The organism is Kitasatospora sp. NPDC057542 (assembly GCF_042801945.1).
In the GTDB taxonomy this organism is placed as follows: domain Bacteria; phylum Actinomycetota; class Actinomycetes; order Streptomycetales; family Streptomycetaceae; genus Kitasatospora.
The window spans coordinates 1-7122 of record NZ_JBHVFE010000459.1 but is presented as its reverse complement, the minus strand read 5'-3'; the positions used below and the strand labels follow the sequence as shown (position 1 = coordinate 7122).

The window sequence follows — 7122 nt, the reverse complement described above, 5'->3', positions numbered from 1 at the left end:
GTGGAGCGAGTCCCCCCGGACTCGCTCCACGCCGCCTCGTCGCGCGGCTTCGGCGCTGCCGCTCCCCCCGACACCCCGGCAAACCCGCCGCTCCCCCCTGGCCACACCCTCCGGCGAGAGTGGTCCGCACAGGCCCCGGCGAGCCCCCACCTCCGGGGACGTCGTTGATCTCAAACTAACAAACCGCGTGGTTGGTTTGTCAATAGCGAAATCCACGAAACATCCACATTGTGACGGGCCTCCCGCGGCGCCCGGAAGGGCCCTGGACCAGGGATTTGTGGTGTCGTCAGGACGGCCGCCGGCCGAGCCGCCCGCGCCGGGCGAGGACGGGCGGAGGCGGACGCCGGCCTGGAATCCGACATTCCGAGCATCATGGCAGCACGCAGTGACACCGGTCGAGCGCCGAACGCAGCCGGGGTGGAGCGCGGGCGGGCTCAGCGCAGCAGTCGGCGCTCCTTCGCCACCGAGACCGCGCCCGCCCGGGTGTCCACGCCCAACTTGTCGTAGATGCGGCCGAGGTGCGTCTTCACCGTGGCCTCGCTGATGAACAGCGCCCGGGCGATCTCCCGGTTGCCCAGCCCCTGTGCCAGCTGTTCGAGGATGTCCTGCTCGCGCTCGGTGAGCTGCGGCGCGGGCGCCCGCATGTGCGCCATCACCCTGGAGGCGACCGGCGGCGAGAGCACCGTCCGGCCCTGCGCGGCCGCGTGCACGGCGGCGAACAGCTCCTCCGGCCTTTCGGCCTTCAGCAGGTAGCCGGTGGCGCCGGCGGCGATGGCCCGGGTGATGTCGGCGTCGGTGTCGTAGGTGGTGAGCACCAGGACGTGCGGCCCGCCCGGGACGGCGGTGATCCGCCGGGTGGCCTCCACCCCGTCCATGCCCTCGCCGAGCTGGAGGTCCATCAGCACGACCTGCGGCGCCAGCCGGGCGGCCAGCGCGACGGCCTCCTCCCCGGTGCTCGCCTCGCCGACCACCTCGATGTCGCCGGCGCTCGCCAGCAGCGCGAGCAGTCCGGCCCGCACCACGGCGTGGTCGTCGCAGACCAGCAGCCGGACGGGAGCCGTCCGGGCGGGAGTCGTGCTCATCGCTGCTCCAGGCTCATCGGTGTTCCGGCCCCGGGCTCATCGGTGTTCCAGGGGGATCGCGGCGGAGACGACGGTGCCCTCGCCGGGCGTGCTCTCCACGGTCAGCCTGCCACCCAGCTGCCGCAGCCGGGCCCGCATCGCCGGCAGACCGTACCCGCGCCCGCCCCCGGTGCCGGCCGCGTCCGGGTCGAAGCCCTGCCCGTCGTCGGCGATGTCCAGCACGGCCTGGTCGCCGAGGAACGAGAGCGTGATCGCGGCGGCCGACGCCCCGGCGTGCTCGCGGACGTTGGCCAGCGCGCCCTGGGCGATCCGCAGCAGCGCGGACTGTGCGGCGGCGGGCAGCGGCACCGGCGTGCCGTCCAGGTGGAAGCGGACCGGCAGCCCGCTCTCGGCGGACTCCCGTTCGGCCAGCGCCCGCAGCGCCCGGTCGAGGGTGCGGCCGTCGGAGAGCTCCACCGGGGCGAGGTCGTGGACGAAGCGGCGGGCCTCGGCCAGGTTCCGGGCGGCCACCTCGGCGGCGGTGCGGACGTGGGTGCGGGCGGTCGCCGGGTGGGTGTCCCAGGTGCGCTCGGCGGCCTGGAGCAGCATCTGCTGGCTGGACAGACCCTGCGCCAGGGTGTCGTGGATCTCCATCGCCAGCCGCTCGCGCTCGGTCAGGGTGCCCTCCCGCCGCTCGGTGGCGGCGAGTTCGCGCCGGGTGCGGACCAGGTCGGCGATCAGTGCGCGCTGCCGGTCGGCCTGCCGGGCCATGAACAGGAAGACGCCGGTGGCGAGCCCGGCCACCGCGGGCGGCAGCAGGACGAGCGTGGCGTCGACGCCGCCGGGCAGCCGGATCTCGGCGATCACCACCAGCAGGGTCAGCGCGCCGACCAGCGGGATGGCCGCCTTCGCGGGCAGTGCCCGCAGCGCGGTGTAGATCAGCGGGACGGCGCACCAGGCGAAGCTCGGCGCGAGCAGCACCAGCACCACCCAGAGCGCCATCACCAGGGCCGACGGCCACCGGCGGTGCCGGCCCGGGGCGGGCGGACGGTGGTGGTCGAGCCAGGAGCCGGTCGGCTGGGCGACCGCGAGGGCCGCGCTCAGCCCGATCACCCAGGGCGCCTGCGCACTGCCCGAGTGGTGGGTGAGGTAGCGGTTGAGCGAGGCGGCGAGCAGCAGCAGGAAGGCGGAGTCCAGCAGCAGCGCCAGCCGGCCCGCGTCCGGATCGCCGGCGTCGTGGCCGAGGCCGCCGCGACGGCCGGCACCGGTACGGTCCGCAGCGCGGCCGGCGCTCGGGCGGGGCTGCTGCACGGGTGGCTCCTGGCTGAACGGGTGGTGCGTGCACGGTCGGTGCCGGCCCGACCCGGGCTGACCCGGTCCGCACTGACCTGCACCGATCCCTCGATGGTGACCCGTCCGGCCCGGGTCCGCATCAGCCGATCGGTTGACGCCGCCGTCCGCCGTCATGCCCGGACGCCCGCGCCGGACCGTCGATGTGACGGCCCCGTCCCCGGGCGGAGGATCGGAGCACGCCGCCGGGCGATCCCCCCAACTGTCCGGCGGCCCCCGACCCCCCACCCCACCCCGCAGATCCGCTGAGGAGCCGGACCATGAAGAAGACCTCCGTGCGCACCCGGGTGCTGACCGGCACCGTCGTCGCCGCCGCGCTCGCCGCCGCCACCGTGGGCGCCGTCTCGGCCAGCGCCGAGTCCACCGACACCCCGGCCGTCCCGGCCGCGGCGAAGGCCGACACCCAGAACAAGAACCTGGCCGCGAGCAGCGGTCTGACCATCGACGCCGCCACCCGCGCCGCCCAGGCCGCCCTGGACGCGGCCACCAAGGCCGGCCAGCACGTGTCGGTCGCGGTCGTCGACCGTGACGGTGTCACCCGGGTGCTGCTGAAGGGCGACGGCGCGGGCCCGCAGGCCCCGGTCTCGGCCGAGCGCAAGGCCTTCACCGCGGTGTCCTGGAACGCCCCGACCTCGGAGCTGGCCAAGCGCCTGGCCCAGGCCCCGAACCTGAAGGACATCCCGGGCACCCTGTTCCTGGCCGGCGGTGCCCCGATCCAGTCCAAGGGCGCTCCGATCGCGGCCGTCGGTGTCGCGGGTGCTCCCAGCGGCGACCTGGACGAGCAGTTCGCGCAGGCCGGTGTCGCCGAGCTGGCGAAGTGACGCCTCCCGGGACAGCTCCCGGGTCAGCTCACCGGACGTCTCACCGGACGTCTTCCCGTCGCGCCGCCGCCGGGGCGCAGTGACGGCAGCCCGGCCGGCCCGCCCTGCGCAAGGGCCGGGCCGGCCGGGCCATTGCCTCCTTCGGGTGAACGCCGGGAGGGTCGCCGCAGAACACGGGATGACCCTTCGAAAAGCCGGTGCCACTGTCAGTGGCGCGTGGCAGGCTTCCCGGTATGACGGCGTGGACCCTCAACGACATCGAACGTGCGATCCGCTCCTCCTGGGGCGTCGACACCTGTGCGCCCGAGGATCTGGCCCACTGGCGTCCCGACAATCCCGCCCGCGGCCAGTGCGGGGTGACGGCGATGGTGGTGCACGACCTGCTCGGCGGCGAGCTCATGATGGGCGAGGTGTACGTCGACGGGGTGCGGACGGACCTCCACTGGTGGAACCGTTTCGCCACCGGCTTCGAGATCGACCTCACCCGCGAGCAGTTCGGGCCGGACGAGTTGGTCGGCCCCGGCCGCCCGGTCGCCCGCCCGGCCCGCCCCGGCCGGCTCCAGGCCCAGTACGAGCTGCTGCGCAGCCGGGTGGTCGCCGAGCTGGGGCGCGGCACGGTCGCCGACCGCAGCCGGCTGCCGGCCTGCGCGTGAGCCGCCGCCCGGCCGCGGGTCCGCAGGCCGGTCCGCAGGCCTCCTGACGTACAGTCGATCGCACACGAGCAGTGGCGGCGAGAGGAGTGCGCGAATGCCCGGGCGGACGATCGGCTTCGTGGGGCTGGGGGCGATGGGGCGCGGCATGGCCGGCAGCCTGTTGCGGGCCGGCCACACCGTACGGGTCTGGAACCGCTCGCCGGAGCCGGTGGCCGCCATGGTGGCCGAGGGCGCGGAGGCGGCCGACTCGCTCGCCGAGGTGTTCGCCGCCGACACGGTGGTCTCCATGCTCGCCAACGACACGGCGGTCGAGCAACTGTTGCTCGACCCCGCGCTGCTGGCCGGTGCCGCGGCGACCCTGCACGTCAACATGGCCACCGTCTCGCTCGCCCTCGCCGAGCGGGCCGAGGCGCTGCACGCCGAGCACGGCATCGGCTACGTCGCCGCCCCCGTCCTCGGCCGGCCGCCGGTCGCGGCGGCGGGGCGGCTGAACATCCTGGTCGCGGGCGAGCCCGGGCTGCTGGAGCGGGCCGAGCCGCTGTTCGCCGCGATGGGCGAGCGCACCTGGCACTTCGGCGAGAGCCCCCGGCAGGCCAACACGGCCAAGATCAGCACCAACTTCCTGATCGCCTGCGCGATCGAGTCGATGGCCGAGGCGTGCAGCCTGGCCGAGGCGCACGGCGTCCGGCCGACCGACCTGGTCGAAATGCTCACCGGCACGCTCTTCCCCGGGCCGGTCCACACCGGCTACGGCGCGATGGTGGCCGAGCGCCGCTACGAGCCGGCCGGGTTCCGGCTGCCGCTCGGGCTCAAGGACGTCGGCCTCGCGCTGGAGGCGGGGGCCGCGCGCAACGTCCCGCTGCCGTTCGGCAGCATCCTGCGGGACGCCTTCCTGGACGCGCTGGCCCACGGCGACGGGGACAAGGACTGGGCGGCGGTCGCCGCCGTCGCCCGCCGCCGGGCCGGACTGCCCGACTGACCGTCGGCCGGCCGCCCCGGGTTCCGTGCCCGGGGCCGGCACGGGCACGGAATAACCGGCGTTCGACGGCAGCTCCCTCCTGCGTCCGCACCGCACGTACGACGGAGGAGTCCTGATGGCCGATCAGCAGCCCGGCGCCGAGGCGCCGCGCCGGTTCCTGTTCCTCGACGCCAGCGCGCGGGCCGACGGCAACTCGGCCCGACTCGCCCGGCTGGCCGCCGAGTCGAGCCTGCCGGCCGGCGCCGAGCAGCGCTGGCTGCGGCTGGACGAGCACCCGCTGCCGCCCTTCCGGGACCTGCGGCACACCGGTGACGGCAGCTACCCCGAGCCGGCCGGCCAGGAGCGGACCCTGCTGGACGCCACCCTGGCCGCCACGGACCTGGTCTTCGTCGCGCCGCTGTACTGGTACTCGCTGCCGACCAGCGCCAAGCTCTACCTCGACCACTGGTCGGCCTGGATGCGGGTGCCCGGGGTGGACTTCCGCGCCCGGCTGGGCGGCGGCACGCTCTGGGGCGTCACCGCCCTCGCCGGCGGGGACGACAAGGCGGAGCCGCTGATCGGCACCCTGCGGCTGACCGCCGAGTACATGGGGATGCGCTGGGGCGGGGTGCTGCTCGGCAACGGGACCCGCCCGGGCGACGTGCTGGGTGACGAGCGGGCGATGATCGCGGCCAAGTCCTTCTTCGCGGGCTGATCTCCCGGGCCGATGCCGGGGGCCGAGCCCGTGCGGACCGGCCTCCGGCGGGCCGGGCGCTGCGCGCATTCGCCGCTCGCCGCCGGAGGCCGTGCGGGACCGTCCTCCGGGCGTGTACCCGTCACCTGTAGGTCACCCCTCGGCATGGCGCAAAAGCCTTGCAAGTGGCCAGAGTTGGATGAATCGGGCACCACTTCCCCGGGTCCGGACCGTAGTCGGCCACCCGCCTTCCGGACCGGTCGGGTCATTCGGTACTCTCCGTCGGACTTTCAGCTTCGCGGGGGGTCCGCGGCGTCTGTGGCCGCCCCCTCGCGCCCGGGCCTCGCCCGGACACTTCCGTGAGGTCTTCCTTGTCCATACGTCGCAGTCTTGCCTTTGCCGGCGCCGCCGCGCTCGCGTCCTCGCTCGTGCTGGCCGGCGCCCAGGGCGCCATGGCCGTCGGCACCACCGGCACCCCCTCCGCCGTCGCGTCGCAGGCCGACAAGGCGTCGCACGCGAGCCTCGACCTCTCGCTGAACGGCGTGCCCGGCACCTTCATCGCCGGCGGTGACGCCCGCGAGTTCACCTTCAAGGTCGACAACCGGACGAAGCACGACTTCGTCTTCATCCCGCTGCTCAAGTTCAAGAACAAGGCGGGCTCGCTCCAGGCGAAGGACCTCAAGGTCCAGTACCGGCTCCCCGGGGGCGAGTGGCAGACCGCCGTGGCCGCCCCCGACAAGAGCGGAGAGAAGAACGACTCCGTCCTGATGCTGCTCGGCACCCTCGGCCCGGACGGCAACCCGGTCGCCGACGACCTGCTCGGGGTGAACCGCGGCAAGAACGTCCCGATCAAGGTCCGGGCCTCCTTCGCCGACGGTGCCCCGCTCGGCCGGGCCGGCGTCGTCCCGGTCGTCTTCGCCGCCCAGCTCGACGACTCCAGCCACCAGCCGGTCGACAACGGCCACCTCAGCTGCGACGGCGGCGTGGGCTTCGTCATCAAGGCGCCCGGCGGCAAGCCGACGCCCACCTCGTCGCACACCGGCAAGCCCAGCCCGACGCCGACCCCGACCCAGACGGGCAAGCCCAGCCCGACCGCGAGCGGTTCCCCGTCGGCCACCGCGACCGCCACGCCGACGGAGAAGCCGACCGAGAAGCCCACCGAGACCCCGACCGAGAAGCCCACCGAGAAGCCCACCGAGAAGCCGACCACCCCGGCCACCGGTGAGCCCTCCGGCTCGGCCACCGCCCCGGCCCCGGCCGAGAGCAGCGGCGACACCTCGGGTCCGATCGACTTCCCGGTGGAGCCCCCGGTCATCACCCCGCCGCCGCTGACCCCGGCCGCCGTCGACAAGGCCAAGGCCACCGCGGACGGCAACGACAAGGCCCTGGCCCAGACCGGTGGCGGTGACAACACCACCGCCATCGCGGCCACCGGCGGCGCCGTCCTGGCGGCCGGTGTCGGCACCCTCGTGGTGCTGCGCCGCCGCAAGGCCGCCCAGCAGGGCTGACCCGAAGCGCGCCGAGCCGAAGCGCGCCGACCTAGAGGGCGTTCCCCGCGGGGGCCGGGCCACGGCTGATGCCGGCC

The 7122-nt window shown here is 74.9% G+C and carries 7 protein-coding genes; 5 read left to right on the top strand and 2 right to left on the bottom strand.

Annotated elements, in window-relative coordinates; all coding sequences use genetic code 11:
- Positions 1 to 434 precede the first annotated feature (434 nt).
- Entirely contained in the window at positions 435 to 1082 is a 648-nt protein-coding gene (locus tag ACFU7Y_RS36410; RefSeq protein WP_380770923.1) for a response regulator, read from the bottom strand.
- 36 nt (positions 1083 to 1118) lie between these two features.
- Positions 1119 to 2528 (bottom strand): sensor histidine kinase, encoded by a 1410-nt coding sequence (locus tag ACFU7Y_RS36405; protein WP_380770922.1) that lies wholly within the window; start codon positions 2526 to 2528, stop codon positions 1119 to 1121.
- A gap of 143 nt (positions 2529 to 2671) precedes the next feature.
- On the opposite strand from ACFU7Y_RS36405, the gene ACFU7Y_RS36400 reads away from it, so the two are divergent.
- The 5 genes from ACFU7Y_RS36400 (at position 2672) to ACFU7Y_RS36380 (ending at position 7045) form a co-directional block, all read left to right on the top strand.
- Complete coding sequence (locus ACFU7Y_RS36400; protein WP_224281307.1) at positions 2672 to 3232, top strand: heme-binding protein; 561 nt, start codon at positions 2672 to 2674, stop codon at positions 3230 to 3232.
- 233 nt (positions 3233 to 3465) lie between these two features.
- Positions 3466 to 3885 (top strand): hypothetical protein, encoded by a 420-nt coding sequence (locus ACFU7Y_RS36395; RefSeq protein ID WP_380770921.1) that lies wholly within the window; start codon positions 3466 to 3468, stop codon positions 3883 to 3885.
- Positions 3886 to 3928: 43 nt separating this feature from the next.
- A complete protein-coding gene (locus tag ACFU7Y_RS36390) occupies positions 3929 to 4864 on the top strand; it encodes an NAD(P)-dependent oxidoreductase (RefSeq protein WP_224284472.1) in 936 nt (311 codons plus the stop codon).
- Between the two features lie 115 nt (positions 4865 to 4979).
- Positions 4980 to 5558 carry a flavodoxin family protein gene (locus tag ACFU7Y_RS36385; RefSeq protein ID WP_224284470.1) on the top strand — a complete coding sequence of 193 codons (579 nt, stop codon included), beginning with the start codon at positions 4980 to 4982 and terminating at the stop codon, positions 5556 to 5558.
- Positions 5559 to 5908: 350 nt separating this feature from the next.
- A complete protein-coding gene (locus tag ACFU7Y_RS36380) occupies positions 5909 to 7045 on the top strand; it encodes an LPXTG cell wall anchor domain-containing protein (RefSeq protein WP_224284469.1) in 1137 nt (378 codons plus the stop codon).
- The last annotated feature ends 77 nt before the right edge of the window (positions 7046 to 7122 follow it).

Bases quoted from the DNA above. Each gene is read 5' to 3' on its own strand.
- ACFU7Y_RS36410 (WP_380770923.1), bottom strand. From the start codon at position 1,082: ATGAGCACGACTCCCGCCCGGACGGCTCCCGTCCGGCTGCTGGTCTGC.
- ACFU7Y_RS36405 (WP_380770922.1), bottom strand. From the start codon at position 2,528: ATGACGGCGGACGGCGGCGTCAACCGATCGGCTGATGCGGACCCGGGC.
- ACFU7Y_RS36400 (WP_224281307.1), top strand. From the start codon at position 2,672: ATGAAGAAGACCTCCGTGCGCACCCGGGTGCTGACCGGCACCGTCGTC.
- ACFU7Y_RS36395 (WP_380770921.1), top strand. From the start codon at position 3,466: ATGACGGCGTGGACCCTCAACGACATCGAACGTGCGATCCGCTCCTCC.
- ACFU7Y_RS36385 (WP_224284470.1), top strand. From the start codon at position 4,980: ATGGCCGATCAGCAGCCCGGCGCCGAGGCGCCGCGCCGGTTCCTGTTC.